We start from the raw sequence: 15629 nt of genomic DNA, 5'->3' as shown, positions 1-15629 counted from the left end.
TTTACTTATGGTATTCACATAAACAGATTTCCAGTTTGGAATAGCTAAGAATGGGATTTTAAAAGAATAAAATTTTCAGCATTTATAATCGCGGAGAGTCAATGTGCAGTAATAATAGAAGGTCAATGTCTGGCAGCAGGTTTTATTTTAAGTTGCAGGTACTACTCTTCCGTAGGAATTTAAGACTAAAAATGTCTCCTCAAAATACCTGCACTTATGTCAAGCTAGTTTTTCACCTGGAATATTTTCATCTTTTAAAATAAAATATGAGGTGGAAAGGGATACTGTATCTTTTTATTTTATAAATTAATGTTTGTTATATGAATTCCTGAAAACCAGTGAAAAGGGAACTGTGAAAGCTCGTGTTTACGTCGCTTTGTCAACAAAGAAATATTTAAAAAAAAATATTTTGAAGATATATAATACCATAGTGTTCGTCCTTCTTATTCTGCTGCCGATGCGAAAGTTAAACGCACAGGAAAAGCTAAACCCGCAGATTTATAACGGGAACCTCATAGAATATTTGACTGAAGTAAATATATGGGTCGAAGGGCATATGCTCCTTAATTATTGCCAATGCTCCCGAAATGAAGCTTTCATTATTACTTACCAGGAAGTTAGAGCATCTTACAATGCCTTTCTAAACTCATACATCCACAACCTAATGCTTGCCAAATCCCGGCAGGGACTGAACACCTTTAAGCAGATAAATAGTTCAGAATTTGTCAGGGCTGATCCTAATTTAAATCATGCTTACGAGGCTTTAATAGCTCTAAGTAAAACAAAAGCGGGTGACTGTGAAAATCAACCCTTTCTTCCAACGGTAGTGACTATAGCAGAATTAACTCAAATTGCAACATCAGTTTTAGACATTATACGCGATACGAATAGGAGAAATGAAGAAAAAAAAGTTGCCGTAATCCAGAGCCTGGAGAATTTCAAGATTCCTTCGAGTCAGGCCTACGACTGTATTAATTAGAAAAGAAGAGGTTTATGAAAAAGATAAAGGAATGCTCTTGTGGAAACCGCAATCCCTTTCATTGTATTGTTCCACCTTATATGCTGGAAGCAATGGCAACATCATCCAATGAGGTTGTAAGGATGAGGGCTATAAAGAATATGGAAACTGCAGCAGAAATTAGAACGGAACGCCGTCTAATCTGGCCTGAAACAGTGGCTTCTATTTTAACTAATAAAGAAGGAAAATACCGGGAGGTATATGATATGCAAAATAAACCGAATCGGCGGGACCTTATGCCGGGGAAATTGGAGAGGTGGGAAGGAGAAGAGCCTGTGAATGATCCTGCTGTGAATGAAGCATATGATTATTCAGGTCACACTTACAATTTTTTTTATGAGATTTTCAACCGGGATTCCCTTGACGATAATGGACTAACCCTTATTTCTTCGGTACATTTAGATGTGAATTACAATAACGCCTTTTGGAACGGAAGCCAAATGGCTTATGGTGATGGAGATGGGATTATTTTCCACCGTTTTACAAAAGGCCTGGATGTTATTGGCCACGAACTTACACACGGAATAATTTCCTATACATCACGCCTAGTTTACAGAGATGAAGCCGGGGCTATAAATGAACATTTAGCAGACGTATTTGGATCTCTGGTGAAACAATGGATACTAAAACAGGATGCAGATTCTGCAGACTGGCTTATCGGAAATGATATTATAATTCCCGCACCTACAAGAAGAGGCATTCGTGATATGAAGAATCCTGGAACTGCATATATAAATGACCCGGACCTTAATGGAACTGATCCCCAGCCTGACCACATTTCAAATAAATACACCGGAATGCAGGATAATGGCGGGGTACATATAAATTCAGGAATTCCAAATAAAGCATTTTGTGAAACGGCTATAGCAATAGGTGGATATTCCTGGGAAAAGGCGGGGAGGATATGGTACGAAGCTATGCTCCAACTCACACCAGAAAGCAATTTTGAAAGGCTGGTAAAGCTGACAAAGGATATTAGCATAAAATTTTATGGACCCGGCAGTGATGAATTTAAAGCTGTAGTACACGGATGGGAAACAGTAGGTTTAAATGATGTGAATTATGATTACTATTCTTTATGAAGAATGGAAAGAATTGCAAAGATAAGGTACATTAGATTTAATAAAGTTTTAAAGTGGCATGAAGATCAACTGTATAAAAAGTGGTGGTTTTTTAGGTCTCCAGCGAAGCTGTGAGATAGAAACAAATGATTTAGACGAGTCTGAAAAAAAGGCATTTGAAAAAGTTAAAAAAGAGAGCCGTAGGGATGAAAATGTGAGGGACACCTTTATTTATTATTTTAAATTCCAGGAAAACAATTTAGAAAAAGAAATAGTAGTAGAAGAAACCTGTTTAGAAGAAGAAATGATGCCTTTTATAAGAAAAGTGGATCACAAATTAAATTAAATTTTTAGGAAATCGAGATGAGCAGGCTTTATTATGAAGATCAGGAAATAACCCGGTTTAGGGTGGAGCAAGGAAAGCAAAGCAAAACAGGCAGCTATCTGGAAAAAGTTTCAACCCTGGTCCCAGCTGAAATTATTGCCGGCTATTTAGCCATGGTTGGCTTTTTAGATAAAGAAGAAGGAAGTCTTCTGGTAGAAAAACAAAATTTTTTAATCGGGATCTTTTTTCTTTGTTTCATTCTAACTCCGATATATTTATATTTTCAGGCCGAAAAGAACAAGCCTAAGATCATACATCTTATTTTATCATCTCTTGCCTTTGTAATCTGGGCGTACGTGACCAGCGGGGAAAAATTTAGCAGCTTAATTTATGATGCCGATATTGCCTCTATCATTCTTATTGCTTTTAGCCTGATTAGCGGACTGGTGCCTCTCCGAAGATAATTCCTCTAGGTATACCTCATTATAGAATCCAAATTTCATCCCCGATATTTATACGTAATTACATATAGATCTTCATGAATTATAGATTTGTATGCTATTACATATAAAAAAGCTATATTTACATAATTATACTTATTTGCATATAGTGAAAAATCTCTCTCAATTTTTGAAGGAAAAGAGGAAAGAAAATAATCTTACTCAGGAAGAATTTGCTGAACGTGCAGGAGTGGCACTGACAGTAGTGCGGAAAATTGAACAAGGTAAAGAGAATTTGAATCTGGAAAAAGTCAATCAGGTTCTCAGGATGTTTGGCCATGTTTTGGCTCCTGTAAATGAGAAAGATCTTTAATCATGCGACGAGCCAAAATATATTATCAGGATCAAGTAGCAGGTATTTTGACTGAAACCAATGATGGGGAATATACATTTCAGTATAACAGCTCCTATATTAAAGAATACCCTGACCAGTTTATCACTTTTACAATGCCTGTAAAAAAGGAATTATACATTGACAACAGATTATTTCCTTTTTTTGAAGGCCTTATTCCTGAAGGATGGTTACTGGACATAGCTTCCAAAAACTGGAAAATAAACAGGAACGACCGAATGGGACTTCTATTAGCCTGTTGTAAGAACTGTATAGGTGCAGTAAGTGTTCATCAAATTTTTGAAGGAAATGAAGATTAAGTGCCTTTACTGTTATCAGGAATTAAAAAGCTCTGACCCGAAGGATTTCCACAAGAGATGTAGTCTGGCCTTTTTCGGTACAGAAGAGCCACCACATCTTAATTATTCTGTGGAGCAAATGGCAGAATTGGCAAAAAATGTAGTGGAAAGAAGAATCACAGTACCGGGAGTACAACCGAAACTTTCCTTATCCCTTGTAAAAAATTCTCTTGCAGAAAAAAAGGGGCGGCTAACTGTAGTGGGTGCTTTAGGAGGTAATTATATTTTAAAACCACCCTCTGAAAACTTTCCTGAAATGCCACAGAATGAACATGTGACGATGAGAATTGCAGAAGCTTTCGGAATAAGAACGGTTTCGTCCAGTTTAATCAGGCTGCAAAGTGGTGACCTATCATATATTACCAGGAGAGTTGATCGCACTGAATCCAATGAAAAGATACACATGCTGGATATGTTCCAGATACTGGAAGCTTTTGATAAATATAAAGGTTCTATGGAAAGGGTGGGGAAAGCCATAGGTGCCTATTCCAATAATACCTTACTGGATAAGCTTTATTTTTTAGAATTAGCCGTTTTCAGCTTCCTTACTGGAAATAATGATATGCACCTGAAGAATTTTTCATTGATCAAAAGAAAAGAACTTTGGGTTTTATCACCTGCTTATGATTTGTTAAATGTGTCTATTGTTAATCCGGATGACGATGAGGAACTGGCCTTGACCCTTGAAGGCAAAAAGAAAAAATTAAAGAAAGAACATTTTGAACGATTGGGAGAGAACCTGGAACTGAACAGGAAACAAATCAATGGTGTTTTCAAAAGATTTTTCCGAAATAAAAAGCTTGCTTCAAGCTGGATCAGGAGTTCTTTTTTATCGGAGGAATATCAGGAAAAATATATCGGATTATTAGAAGAGAGATATTCCAAACTTGAGGAAAATTAAGATTCTCTTTCCAAACAGAAATTTAAGGTGCTACAAAGTGTAAAGCTTAGAAGATAATTCCCAAATTGTGGAGGCTGAATACAAAAGAGTTGTTTCTAATTGAAGCAGTTATTTACGATTTTATTTTTTTTCAGTTACTCTTTCTGAAAGACCTTCTTCAATTCTAAATGTTTCTTTGAAAAGTTGCTTCTAATAGGAGTATTTTTGATGGTGTTATAATTGTAACTCTTGCCATCAGGACGCAGAACCAGCTTAGAAGTAACAAATAGGTTCTGATGAGATACTCGTAGAATTCCCTGCAGCTGAGTCCGTCCATCTTTAAGTGAATCTTCGAGTTGTGTTCCTTCCAATCCTTTCGCATAACATTTTTAAAATCTTCCAAAGAAGTTGAATCCTGAGTTCCTAAATCGACTCTAAAGAGTTCCCCCTACAAATGAATCAAATTTAATTCCGGAAGAGAGAGATCAAAATTCTCAAAAAATTTTCAGCTTCTTTTCTTAATTGTACCTGAAATGAAATTTTAAATCTTTCGGTCCAGGATAAATGGCAAAAGAGGAATCCTAGGATAAAAACAATAGCTATCAATAACTGAAGTAAAATGCTGCTAAGACTTATCATAATCAATAGATACTTCTATAGAGCCTATACTAGTAGTTTTGAACGTTGGATTTTAAGTTAAGGTTAAGCCATTATCAAATAAGAAGACCATGTTAAAATCTAACATTACAAAGCATGAAGCAGCTATTACTTTTGGCTTTCTAAACCTTTTCAAATAATAATTATGAATTTCAAATTATCCAAAACATTTAATTTTTATTCACAGGTATTTGTGTTTGTATGCTTTTGTCTGTGTTTCAATTCAGCGTTTTCACAGGCAACCAATGCCAAAATACAAGGAACTGTTGTAGATGAAAATAAAATCCCACTTCTGGGCGCAGAAATAATTGTGCAAAACTTGTCTACTGGGTTTACCTTTGGTAGTGTTACTAATGAGTACGGGCAATATACTGTAAACCAGTTGCCTCTAGGCGGACCCTATAAAGTTACTGCTTCCTATTTAGGTTTTGAAGAGGTGGTGAAGGATGATTTCGAACTTGATCTGAGTGATGTAGTCACACTCGATTTTGTAATGAAAGAATCTTCAACCGCATTAGATGCAGTCGTAATAAAAAGTAGTGGTCTTAATAAACGAATCGATCAACTAGGGGCTTCTACTAAAATTAGTGAGGATCAGATCCAAAAATTACCTACTGAGGGTCGGAATTTTACAAATCTTACCAGCTTATCACCCCTTCAAGGCGGCGGCGGAATAAACCTTGCCGGGCAGCGGAGGACATCAACTAATGTTACCATTGACGGTGTTAATTTTAGAAATATGCTTACTGCGGGTGAGGCCGGTCGAGGACCGTACACTATTTCTCTTGAAGCTATACGTGAGTTCGAAGTTTCTACGAACGATTATGATGTTACTCAGGGGCGTCAGGGAGGCGGTTCAATTACTTCGGTTACAAAATCGGGAACTAATAATCTCGAAGGTAGTGCATTTTTTTACCACCGTGCTGATAACCTGCAAAGCCAGTACAATATACGAGGTGAAGATCGTAGTGCTGATTTTTACAATTCACAATATGGTCTTAGTCTAGGAGGACCACTCATAGAAAATAAATTGCATTTTTTCTTGGTATATGAGCGACAGGACGCCGGAGACCCGGTGAGCATAGCGGATATTCAAAGTACAGACGATGAGAACAGGCTTGGTATAACGCAAAATAATTTGGATAGATTTTTACAAATTGGACGGGAATCATACGGTCTTGGAGATACGCAACAGGTAGGTCAGTTTGACAGGGAAACAGTAGCCAATAATCTCTTTTTAAGATTGGACTGGCAAATAAACGATAAGAACACTTTAACCTTAAGAAATCTTTATAACAGCTGGGATAATCCTTTGGGAAATAACGATAATAGTAATTTTAATCTTTTAGAATCGTACTCCGATTTTGAATCAAAAGAAAATAGTACTTTTCTTTCCCTGCGCTCCGTATTTTCTCCCAGCGTGACCAATGAATTTAAAATTCAATATCAGCATGCGGAACGAGCTTTTTTGCCCAGCCCATTATTACCTTCTTCAAATATCCCGCGAGCAATCGTTCAGGTAACTTCTGAACTTCCTAATGGGAATAGTAGAACACAAAGTGTACAACTGGGTGGACAGCGCTACAGCCCGGAGACGAATTTGGAGAATCAGTTTCAACTAATTAATACCACATATTTAAGTGCCGGTAAATTCAACTTTACTTTTGGTACAGATAATATGATCACTTATTTAGAAACTTTGTTATCAAATGAGCAAAACGGCCGATTTTTCTTTGATTCACTAGACGATTTTGAAAACATAAATCCTTCCCGATTTGCTCGTGAAGTACCTTTACAAGGGCTTCCTGTTGTAAAGCAGACCGTTCTAGATTTATCCCTTTTTGCCCAGGTAGATGTGAATTTACATCCAGACCTGAACTTTACAGGAGGGGTACGCTGGGATGCGACAACTTTTTTAGATAATGCTGAATTTAACCCTACGGTTTATGAAGGGCTGGGAATACGTACCGATAACCGGCCTACTGATTACAATAACATCCAACCTCGATTTCAGTTCACATGGAATGTAAAAGGTGAAAACAAGGATATTCTGAAATTTGGAGGCGGTATTTTTTCTGCCCAACCACATTATTACGCCCAGGTAAACAATATCCAAAATAGCGGTACCATGCTAGGTGCTGTAGATGTTACAGGGGATCAAATACCTAATCCCGATTTTATAGGGTATCGGGAAGATCCAAGCTCGATACCTGGGGTGCCTACAGGAGTCATCCCTTTTTCGACTATAAATGCCGTGAGCGATGACTTTGAAGTACCTAACATCTATAAAGCAAATTTAAGTTACACACGTTTTTTCGGTTCACGCTATAGCATAGGTATTAATGCCCTCCTTAGCCATACTACCAATAATTATGTGTACCAAGAGTCAAATTTGGTTGCTGAACCCTATTTTGTGACTCCAGAAGGCAGGGAAGTTTTTGTTCCGGCATCGACCATTGCAGAAAATGGAAATTCTAACTGGTTAAATTCAAGAATCTCTAATGAAGTAGGCCGTGCCCTATTACTAACTTCAGATGGTATTCTCGATAATGCATCATTAATTTTTGAAGGTTCAGCACGTTTAGGTGATGATGGTTATGTAAATGCTAGTTTCACCCTTAACCGGGCAAAAGACAACTCTTCCTACAATTGTTGTGTAGCCAATACTTCTACCTTTTTACCGGTTTCGGGCGATCCCAGAGATTTAAATTATGGGTATTCTGATAATCAATTCGACACCAAACTTGTCGTAAATGGAGCTACACCTACCTGGAAAGGTTTTGTATTGGGAGCAACTATTACCGGTACTGGAGGGACACGTTATACCCTTACCAATGCTGGGAATACCAGTAGTAACGGCGATTTTAATCTGCGTAACGATATCGCCTATATTTATGACCCTAACGATCCTAACACACCACAGAATATTGTTGATGCCTACAATCAGGTACTGAACGATCCCGAAACGGCCGACGGCTTTAAAGAATATTTGAGAGACAGCTTTGGGGGTTTTGCCGAAAGAAATGGTGGAAAAAATCCATTTTCAGCCATTGTGGATATTCGTTTGCAAAAGGAATTTAAACTTCCCGGGTTGTCTAATCATTCTTTAGAGTTATCTGCCGATGTGTTCAATTTTGCGAATCTTCTTAATAGAGATTGGGGAGTAAATAATAATTTCGGAAATCGAGACGTTTCGCGTATTGTTGGTTTTGAACCTAGTAACAATTCTTACAAATATGATGTACAGACCGGTGCAGGAATAGAGCCTATAAACGGTACGCCTTGGCGTTTCCAGCTCGGTGCACGGTATTCATTTGACTAACAGATAAACGTAGTAAAGTCACTCTAAAAAAACTATAAGATTATAATACTACAACTGAATTTTTTCTAGTAGTAGAAATCACAATATTTATAACAAACATTATAATGATGAAGCAACTCCTAAAATTTACAATTATCTTCCTTTTCGGCTTAAACAGCTTGAATGCTCAGAAACAGGTGCCTGGGCCTGCAAAACATGTTGTCCTAATTTCGATAGATGGATTTCGTCCAGAATTTTATAAGGAAGCCAAGTGGCCCGCTCCCAATCTTAAGATGATGAAAAAAGATGGAGTTTACTCTGATGGTGTACGCGGAGTATTCCCTTCAGTCACATATCCATCACACACAACGCTGATTACCGGGGCAAAACCAGCAAAACACGGCATTTTTTATAATAGTCCGTTCGAACCGGAGGGGCAAACCGGTCGCTGGTATTGGGAAAGCGCAACAATTAAAACTCCTACCCTCTGGGACGCAGTAAGGGAAAAAGGCGGCAAGAGTGCTAGTTTTATCTGGCCTGTATCGGTAGGAGCGCCCATTGATTATAACATTCCAGAAGTTTGGACACTGGATAGCGATTACGGGCGTATTGCACCCATGCGAAATCACGAAAACCCTGAAGGACTACTAGCGGAAATGGAAGAAAATGTATTAGGTAAAATGAATGAGACCAATTTTAACGGCGATTATCTCAACCGTGAAGATCGTATCGGTGAAATGGCAGCATATGTTTTAGAAAATTACCAACCTGATCTAATTACCGTGCACCTTATCGCTGCAGATCATTTTCAACATGAGCAGGGTCGTGAGGGTGAAAAGGTACATCTAGCCATCAGTGCTATAGATCGTGCAATTGGTAAAATAATAGAAGCTGCAGACCGAGCCTCTATTTTAGAGCAAACCGCTTTTGTTGTAACTGGCGATCACGGTTTCGTAAATATACATTCCGCTTTGAAACCCAATGTATGGCTAAAAGAATTAGGAGTAATAGAAGACAAAGAAGATCGTGGAAATTGGACAGCGGCATTCCATACCTCCGGTGCTTCCGCTTTCTTACACTTAAAGGATGCTAGTGATAGTATTACTTTAAAGAAGGTAGAAGAGAAGTTGAATAGTTTACCTCTTAAGTACCGAAAGCTCTTTAGAGTTGTTGATAAATCTGAACTGGGAGTAATAGGGGCAGATCCTCATGCTTCCTTGGCACTGGCACCTATACCTGGAGTTTCAATGTCTAGCAAAGCCTCTGGAGAGGTTTTAATTTCAAGTTCTGGTGGGACCCATGGTTACTATCCTGATTTTCGTGAGATCGAGACCGGTTTTATAGCCTGGGGCGCTGGTGTCTCATCAGGAAAGGCTGTTCCGAAGATGGGGTTGGAAGATGTAGCGCCTTTTATTGCGCATCTACTGAACCTCAAATTTGATGCTCCAGATGGGGTTTGTTATCCTGGACTACTGGCTGAAGATAAAGATTAATATTTATTTTGAGCCAAAGCAATACTTTGCCTGCTAAGACCTGCAAAATCTCCAAGATCCTTCTGAGTTAGTAGCTCGTAAAGAACACTTTTAACGTTGTTACTATCGTAGATTGTACTATTAAAATAGGATCTCAAGAATTTAATTTTATTCTTGGGATCTTTTTCTTTTATAATACTATTTTTTTTCTCAGAACGGCACCACCGTGATACCAGGTAAGAAATAAACCATTCCGAGATTTTACCGTCCTCTACAATAATGGATTTAAATACATTTAGATCATAGCAACGAATTTTAGTGGCAACGAGGGTCTTTGAAAACTCAAAAAATTGTCCGTTTAAGTATTTAAGATTCCCAAAATAATCACCAGTCCAAATAATGTCGTGCACAAATTCTTCACCTGTTTGAGTGTAGGAACCCAATTTTATGGCGCCACTTATGATTTCATAATAAAAATCAGGATTTTCTGGGGGACGATAAATATACTTGTTAGGCCCCATTTCTATTGTTGTTATATTTTTTTCAAGAAGATATTTTGAGCTCAAATATTCAAATAAATTAAAACGATCTAAATTTTTATAAGAATTATTGGGAAGAACGGGTCTTTCAATCATCAAAATTAAAGTCTTTATAAAATTTGCTTATTTACATACATTGTATAAACCTCTGTTAAGATTTAAACCTGTTGTGTAGAAAAATAAACTTCACCTGATTCATTAATAATAAATAGTTGAAGATTCTTATTTTATTGTTATCTACATTTTAAATAGAGTGTTAATAATAAATTGCTTTTTTTTAGCTAATACTATATACCCTATGGGCTTCAAATTATTCTTTGGTAAGTTCATTTAGAAAACTTTCGAAATCGGTTGAATTCATCAGCAACTTATCGGATCGTACTACAACTGGTAATCTGATGTTATTAAGACTCATGCCTGACTTTTTTAGCTTTAGAAGCATTTCTTGCATGTTTTTTTGATTTTCATAAATATCATAAAATTTAAAAGGGATATTTTTTTCTTGAAGGTATGCTTTGGTATCCTGGCAATAATGGCAATCACTGCTACCATAAATTGCTAAGCTGTTAATGACGGATTGATGTTCAGAGAAACCTTTAGAAACATTCTCCTGAGATGAACCGATATGAGTAAAAAATAAAAAAAATATTACAATTGTTAAGGGCTTCATTTTGTTTTATTGTTTTAGTGCTCTTTGGACGAATTTCGCTGAAAATATTGTCAATTGTAGGTTCCTGAAATGTTCTTTTAGTTAGGATATAGTTATTAAAATGTATCCGTCCCCCTAAATTATTCTTTTATTGCTCGATTTCCTTAATGAGATTACTATACCCTAATTGAACTTCTGGAAGATTTTATTTAAATCGGCGTGCCTTTTGGAATAGTTGCTTCTTGTCGGAGCATTCTTCACCGTGTTGTACTTATATGTGTTACCATCTGGTCTTAGAACAAGCTGGGAGGAATTAAAGAATCCTTTTAAAGTTAAGGTATTAGAAGGAAAAGTTTTTACCAAATATTCGTAAAATTCCCTGCAGCTGGGGCCGTCCATCTTTAAGTGAAGTTTAGAATTGTGTTCCTTCCAATCCTTTCGCATGACATTTTTAAAATCCTCTACGGTAGTTAAATCCTGGTTTAACAGATCGAATCTTACTAGTTCATTGTAAAGCTGAATTAATTGAAGATCTGAAATAGAGAGATTAAAATTTTCAGAAGATTTAGCTGTAGATCTTTTAAGCTGTGGCGCAAAAGTGACTTCAAAATTTTTCGTCCAGGTAAATTGACAAGCATGGAAGCCAAGAATAAATGTAAGCCACAAGATTAATTGAATAAGTAATCCAGTATTTTCCAGAAATGAATTGGCGTAGGCCATAAGATGCATAAAGCCAAGTCCGATCAAGTGTAGAAATATCCTTGGTTTTTCTACCTGCTGCTGCCAGGCAATGGGCTCATTAAAAAAATAGCAGAAAAGTTTTGGGGCAAAGTGAATTGCTAATCGCCCATAGGTGTAGATAAAACTAAGGTTAGCCAGGTATTGAAAGAGATCAATTTTCATAATCCATTTCCAGCTTAGGAATTAAATAAGCCGCTTCCTTTTTCTTCTTGTCTACAATTTTTGCATAAACCTGAGTGGTTCTGATTTCTTTATGGCCGAGTATCTTAGAAACAGTATAGATATCTGCTCCATTCTCGAGTAGGAGAACTGCATGTGTATGACGAGCACTATGGAAGGTGATATGCTTTGTAATACCGGCACGCATACACCACCTGAGGATTTCCGCATTGAAATGGGCTCCATACTTTAAACCCTGGAAAACAAGATCCTTTTCCTGTCGTCTTTTGCCCAAAAGTTCTCTGGCTTGTTCTGAAATAAATTGATACTCCTGTCCGGAGGTTTTTTTCTGTTTAAAAATGAGACGGGTTTCGTCTTCTTCGTCCCTAACTTCAGACCAAGTAAGTTTATTGATATCACTCCATCGCAGTCCTGTTAAACAACTGAACATAAAGGCTGATTTTAGAACAGGATGTTTACAGCGTGCTTTAGCCACTGCCTGAAGTTCCTCATGGGTAAGGTGCTCTCTGGAAGTTTCTCCCTGGGCAAAAGCTTTAACGGTGGTAGCGAAGTTTCTTCGGGTGTAACCATCTTCAAAGGCCTTTTTTAAAGCTGCTTTGAATTTATTATAGTAGGCATACTTAGAGTTTTGAGATAGAGGAACATTAGATTTTGTCCTGGCTTTTTTATTTAAATGTTGTTTAAACCCTATTACAAATTCTTCGTCAATGTCCTCAAAAGTTATTTTTCTTTTCTTGCAGTAGTCTTCTATATGGTTTTGGGCAGCATCCCAATTATCATAATTTCCTTTACTTTCATATCTTTCTTCCTTTAGTTTCTCATAATAGGTAAGGAACAATAATTTATCTTTAGATCTGTCTTTAATCCCGTATTTCCCCTGGGCATATTCTGCCCGTCGAATAGATAGTATTTGCTCGGCCCTTAAAAGTGTCTCGGCATTTTCCTTTTTTTCAGAAGGTGTTTGTGGTGAAATATATAGGTACTCCTTTAGATATTCAAATTCCCTTTTATGGGTTTGTTTTCCATCTGCATCTCTAACCTTACCTTTATAGTATTCAATGTATAGACTATACTTTCCTGTGGCTAGTTTCTTCTTCTTAAGTTTAATTTTCATAACCCCTTCTTTTTCATAAAGATAAATAAAAAAAAGATATGAGGTGTACCAAAGTACACCTGGGGTACAAATATTAACAACGAGGTGTACCAAAGGTGCAAAATGAGGTGTACCAACCTCCTTTTACTAGAAAAGAATGGAAAATATAAAGAGGCTATTAGGCCTCTTGTTTGTTGGGATTTGATGCTATTTGATACCAAATGATATCAAATAAAATTTGCTGTTTATTTGCCAATACAGAAATTAGCAAAAATATTTCCTAATAAATCATCGTTGGTGATCTCGCCGGTTATTTCTCCAAAGTGGTGGAGTGCCTGCCGAATGTCTATTGCCAAAAGATCTCCGGAGAGATTTGCGTTAAGCCCGTCCTGAACCTTATTGATCTCTTCCAATGCCTGCAGGAGCGCGTTGTAATGTCTTGAATTAGTGACAATCGTGTTATTGTTCCGCAGTTCTCCTGTGTTTACAAAGTTCAGTAACTTATCTTTTAATTCTTCAACTCCTGCTCCGGTCTTGGCTGAAAGTAGTAAGACTTGTGATCTCTCATTTTTTCCGGAAATGGCATTTAGCTCTGTAATTAGCCTTTCCCGCTCTGTTTCTTCAATTTTGTCTGTTTTGTTGGCAATAATAAGTATTGGTTTTTGCGGAAACTTGTTTATGATCTTTTCTATTTCAACCTTAAATTCAGAACTTAACTCTGTAAATTTTTCCGCGTTCAGCAGAAAAACCACGACCTGCGCCTGACTTATCTTTTCAAAAGTTCTCTTAATCCCGATACTTTCAACTACATCCTGCGTTTCCCGAATCCCGGCGGTATCGATAAACCTGAAACCGACTCCGCCAATGGCCATTTCATCTTCAATGGTATCCCTTGTTGTTCCTGCAATTTCAGAAACTATTGCGCGTTCTTCATTAAGAAGGGAATTTAATAAAGTCGATTTTCCTACATTCGGTTCGCCTACAATGGCGACAGGAATTCCGTTTTTCAGCACATTTCCTGTTGCAAAAGAATCTATAAGTCGTTTTAGAACCTGCTGAATCCTGGCAATAAGCTCTTTAAATTGATCGCGATTGGCAAATTCCACATCTTCTTCAGCAAAATCCAGTTCCAGTTCAATTAAAGAAGCAAAATCAAGTAATTCCTGACGAAGCCGCTGGATTTCATTGGAAAATCCGCCACGCATCTGTTGCATGGCCATTTGATGGGATGCCTGATTTTCAGAAGAAATTAAATCGGCTACAGCTTCAGCCTGGCTCAAATCCATTTTGCCGTTCAGAAAAGCGCGCAGGGTGAATTCCCCAGCTTCCGCAGAACGACACCCTTTCCGAATCATTAACTGGATGATTTCCTGCTGGATATAAGGGCTTCCATGGCAGGAAATTTCTATGGTTTCTTCGCCGGTATAGGATTTCGGAGCTCTAAAGACAGATACTAAAACTTCGTCTATAATTCTTTCAGCATCTATTATATTTCCCAGATGAAGGGTGTGGGATGGCTGATCCTCTAGTTTCTTGCCGCTCTTAGCTGTAAAAAGTGGAGAAACAATAGAAATGGCTTCAGGTCCTGAAACTCTTATAATTGCAATTGCACCTGCTCCAGAAGGCGTGGCGAGGGCAACAATAGTATCGTTCAATTTCATTTGGCAAAGGTAAGAAACCGCCACCAATTTGCCCGTATTCGACTTTGTAAGCTGAAAATCTTAAGTAGAAATCAGCTTCAATTTCAGAAATCCTGTAACAATTTAAAAACCAGGTCGTCTTATTTATAAAGACCATCTTTTTCTGACGGGATCGTTGGAAAATTTAACTATAATCATCAAAAAATGGAAAGTTATACAGCAATGAGAGAGGACCGGCAAATGCTGGTTATAACGCATATAAGTCAGTTACTGGATTTAATTACCGGAATTGGCGGATTCATCGTTCCGCTTATTTTATGGGCAACTCAAAAGGATAGGGTCATGGGAATGGACGAGCACGGGAAGATGATCATGAACTTTCAGATTAGCCTTTTTCTTTATAGCATCATTTGTATACCGCTTATTTTTCTCTTCGGAATTGGGCTGTTGTTGCTAGGAATAATCTGGATTTTTGGAATAGTGCTTCCTATAATTAATGCTATAAAAGCAAGTAATGGTGAACCCTGCAATTATCCATTTTCCCTGAAGCTGATTTCTTAATTTCTTCTGATGGAGGCGGCTCAAATAAGGCAATTATTAGCCTTTTGAGGTGTAAAGTTGTAATTTTCTCTTTCCTTTTCAAGAGTAGTGCTGAAAATGGCAGTTATTGGCTTGGAGTTTTCGGGGGTGTCATGCTGAACTTGTTTCAGTATCTCATCACAATGAATAAGGTCTTTAGGCACACATCAAAAATGACATTTATCGACCTTTAATCCAAATTATTTTATTTTAAATGTCTGGTTGAGCGGAGTCGAAAGCTCTATGGTTAGTTAATTAAATGCGCTTCGACAGGCTCAGCTTGACTGTAACCTGGATGTCACCT

15 protein-coding genes are annotated in these 15629 nt (G+C 37.5%); 10 read left to right on the top strand and 5 right to left on the bottom strand.

The window, feature by feature from the left end:
• Nucleotides 1–409: 409 nt before the first annotated feature.
• From RM541_RS05950 to RM541_RS05910, 9 genes are all read left to right on the top strand, one after another.
• Nucleotides 410–979 carry a hypothetical protein gene (locus tag RM541_RS05950; protein ID WP_311499307.1) on the top strand — a complete coding sequence of 190 codons (570 nt, stop codon included), beginning with the start codon at nt 410–412 and terminating at the stop codon, nt 977–979.
• 14 nt (nt 980–993) lie between these two features.
• Nucleotides 994–2100 (top strand): M4 family metallopeptidase, encoded by a 1107-nt coding sequence (locus RM541_RS05945; RefSeq protein ID WP_311499306.1) that lies wholly within the window; start codon nt 994–996, stop codon nt 2098–2100.
• A gap of 58 nt (nt 2101–2158) precedes the next feature.
• Nucleotides 2159–2425, top strand: a complete 267-nt coding sequence (locus RM541_RS05940; protein WP_311499305.1) for a protealysin inhibitor emfourin — start codon at nt 2159–2161, stop codon at nt 2423–2425.
• A 17-nt stretch (nt 2426–2442) separates the two neighbouring features.
• Entirely contained in the window at nt 2443–2868 is a 426-nt protein-coding gene (locus RM541_RS05935; RefSeq protein ID WP_311499304.1) for a hypothetical protein, read from the top strand.
• 145 nt (nt 2869–3013) lie between these two features.
• Entirely contained in the window at nt 3014–3217 is a 204-nt protein-coding gene (locus RM541_RS05930) for a type II toxin-antitoxin system Y4mF family antitoxin (RefSeq protein ID WP_311496399.1), read from the top strand.
• A gap of 2 nt (nt 3218–3219) precedes the next feature.
• A complete protein-coding gene (locus tag RM541_RS05925) occupies nt 3220–3555 on the top strand; it encodes a HipA N-terminal domain-containing protein (RefSeq protein WP_311499303.1) in 336 nt (111 codons plus the stop codon).
• Nucleotides 3545–4495, top strand: coding sequence for a HipA domain-containing protein (locus RM541_RS05920; RefSeq protein WP_311499302.1), 951 nt, complete (start codon nt 3545–3547; stop codon nt 4493–4495). Before RM541_RS05925 ends, RM541_RS05920 begins: the two co-directional genes overlap by 11 nt.
• Before the next feature lie 781 nt (nt 4496–5276).
• The gene (locus RM541_RS05915) at nt 5277–8453 is read left to right on the top strand and encodes a TonB-dependent receptor (protein WP_432264664.1); all 3177 of its coding nucleotides are present in this window, start codon (nt 5277–5279) and stop codon (nt 8451–8453) included.
• 107 nt (nt 8454–8560) lie between these two features.
• Nucleotides 8561–9925, top strand: a complete 1365-nt coding sequence (locus RM541_RS05910; protein WP_311499301.1) for an alkaline phosphatase family protein — start codon at nt 8561–8563, stop codon at nt 9923–9925.
• On the opposite strand, the gene RM541_RS05905 is transcribed toward RM541_RS05910, so the two are convergent.
• The 5 genes from RM541_RS05905 to mnmE form a co-directional block, all read right to left on the bottom strand.
• Nucleotides 9922–10542, bottom strand: a complete 621-nt coding sequence (locus RM541_RS05905) for a Crp/Fnr family transcriptional regulator (RefSeq protein WP_311499300.1) — start codon at nt 10540–10542, stop codon at nt 9922–9924. The genes RM541_RS05910 and RM541_RS05905 overlap by 4 nt on opposite strands.
• 211 nt (nt 10543–10753) lie before the next feature.
• On the bottom strand, nt 10754–11113 hold the full coding sequence (locus RM541_RS05900; protein ID WP_311499299.1) for a glutaredoxin family protein: 360 nt from the start codon (nt 11111–11113) through the stop codon (nt 10754–10756).
• 162 nt (nt 11114–11275) lie between these two features.
• Nucleotides 11276–11995: a hypothetical protein gene (locus tag RM541_RS05895; protein WP_311499298.1), complete on the bottom strand. Its 720-nt coding sequence runs from the start codon at nt 11993–11995 to the stop codon at nt 11276–11278.
• The gene (locus RM541_RS05890; RefSeq protein WP_311499297.1) at nt 11985–13127 is read right to left on the bottom strand and encodes a tyrosine-type recombinase/integrase; all 1143 of its coding nucleotides are present in this window, start codon (nt 13125–13127) and stop codon (nt 11985–11987) included. The genes RM541_RS05895 and RM541_RS05890 overlap by 11 nt, the downstream gene beginning before the upstream one ends.
• 224 nt (nt 13128–13351) lie before the next feature.
• Nucleotides 13352–14767 (bottom strand): tRNA uridine-5-carboxymethylaminomethyl(34) synthesis GTPase MnmE, encoded by a 1416-nt coding sequence (gene mnmE, locus RM541_RS05885; protein ID WP_311499296.1) that lies wholly within the window; start codon nt 14765–14767, stop codon nt 13352–13354.
• A 183-nt stretch (nt 14768–14950) separates the two neighbouring features.
• Here mnmE and RM541_RS05880 point away from each other — a divergent pair, with 183 nt between their 5' ends.
• Nucleotides 14951–15307, top strand: a complete 357-nt coding sequence (locus RM541_RS05880) for a DUF4870 domain-containing protein (RefSeq protein WP_311499295.1) — start codon at nt 14951–14953, stop codon at nt 15305–15307.
• Nucleotides 15308–15629: the final 322 nt, after the last annotated feature.

Source organism: Autumnicola psychrophila (genome assembly GCF_031846645.1).
GTDB classification, from domain to species: Bacteria; Bacteroidota; Bacteroidia; order Flavobacteriales; family Flavobacteriaceae; genus Autumnicola; species Autumnicola psychrophila.
The sequence above is the reverse complement of the archived record's forward strand: the minus strand, read 5'-3'. Positions and strand labels throughout refer to the sequence as shown.